A 1,567-nucleotide genomic window follows, 5' to 3' on the forward strand; every position below is an offset into this window, starting at 1 on the left:
TCGCCGAGGCTGTCGGCGGCCTCGATCCGGCGGAGCGAACGCAGCGCGCCGGTCTTGGCGGCGGCGAGTTCCATCACCTTGGCGAGCCAGATCGTCCAGGTCRCCAGCGAKGCGAAGGCRAGSCCGAKCATCACCGCCTTMACGACGATGTCSGCCGCCATGAACATGCCCCAGGGCGAMAGGTCGTGCGGCAGCGTCGCGGCAGCCTGAGGCGCCGGAGCGACCGGGAGGCTGGCGGGCGTATCGCCCGGTTGCAGCGGCGGATGCGCGGCGCTCGGCGGAGCGATCCCCATCTGCGAGGCCGCCGGTGGCAAGGGATTCGCCGGCGCTGCGGGCGGGGGAGCCGGCTGCATGGCCGGCGGAGAGGCCGGCTGCGCCGGAACCTGCGGAGCGCCCTGAATCTGGGCCAGCGCGGCAGAAGCGGGCAGCAACAGGCTCAGCGCCAGAAAAGCCGAACGAAGCAGTCTCGTCATGACCAGTCCTACATCCGCCGCGTGATCGCCACCCGGCCTCGCTCTCTCCGCCATCGGGGAGCGAGGATCGCTCTCGAACGACGGCCGGCGCGTACCGGCCAAGCCAAGCGAAAGCGGCGAACCTCACATTGGAATAAATAAAAAAAGCACGCTTTATCAGCGAGTTGCGAGCAGAACGAGTGTTTGAATCACACCCTCCTGTCAAGGCTTGAACGGGCCGCCAGATGGCCGGGCTGCCTTTTTCGAATGGGTGCCGGGCGGCCGCGACTTGCCCGTCGATGCGGCTCGCTTCAGCCCGTGGCGGACGGGTCGATTTCCGCCTGGATGGCCGCCAGATGCTCGGCTGCGGCTGCGGTCGCGGCCTGCTCCACCGCGCGAAACCGGCTCACCAGCACCTGGCCGAGGCTGGTCAGGCTGGCGCCGCCGCCATTCTTGCCGCCGACCTGGCGCTGCACCACCGGCTGGCCGAAAAGCGTGTTCAATTCCTCGACCAGCTCCCAGGCACGCCGATAGGACATCGCCATGTCGCGCCCCGCGGCCGAGATCGAGCCCAGCGCCGCGATCTTCTCCAGCAACTCGATCTTGCCCGGGCCGATGCGGCCTTCGGGGTCGAGCTGGATGCGCAGGCTGAGCGAAGGCACGGCCCGGCCCTAGGAGGCCGCGGCCAGCGCGGGAGTCGCGGCCAGCGCGCAAGCCGCCAGATAAATCGCCGCGACGCGCTCGATGCCGACCTGATCGGCGGCGTCGAATCGGGCAACGGAGGGGCTGTCGAGATCGATCACCCCGATGACGCCGTCGGGCCCGATCAGCGGGACGACCAATTCGGAGCGCGACGCCGCGTCGCAGGCGATATGTCCCGGAAAGGCATGCACATCCTCGACCAGGACCGAGCTGCGCCGCGCCACGGCTGCGCCGCAAAYGCCCGCGCCGACCGCGATGCGCACGCAGGCCGGCTTGCCCTGGAAGGGGCCGAGCACCAGCTCGCCGCCGCGCATCAGATAGAAGCCGGCCCAGTTGAGGCCGGGCATCGTCTGGAACAGCAGGGCGGCGGTGTTGGCGGCGTTGGCGATCGGATCGGGTTCGCCATGCAGCAG

Annotated in this window: 2 protein-coding genes and 1 pseudogene; all 3 read right to left on the minus strand. The window is 69.6% G+C overall.

Going from position 1 to position 1,567, the window contains the following annotated elements; genetic code table 11:
- Window positions 1-473: pseudogene (locus AB4Y99_RS27550) on the minus strand (tonB-system energizer ExbB); the annotation flags it as partial.
- Between the two features lie 290 nt (window positions 474-763).
- The gene (locus AB4Y99_RS27555; RefSeq protein ID WP_112762181.1) at window positions 764-1,114 is read right to left on the minus strand and encodes a winged helix-turn-helix domain-containing protein; all 351 of its coding nucleotides are present in this window, start codon (window positions 1,112-1,114) and stop codon (window positions 764-766) included.
- Between the two features lie 9 nt (window positions 1,115-1,123).
- Window positions 1,124-1,567: GAF domain-containing protein (locus tag AB4Y99_RS27560; RefSeq protein ID WP_441525590.1), on the minus strand; the 444-nt coding region annotated here is incomplete at its 5' end.

The organism is Allobosea sp. TAB14 (assembly GCF_052113865.1).
Classification (GTDB): Bacteria; Pseudomonadota; Alphaproteobacteria; order Rhizobiales; family Beijerinckiaceae; genus Allobosea; species Allobosea spartocytisi.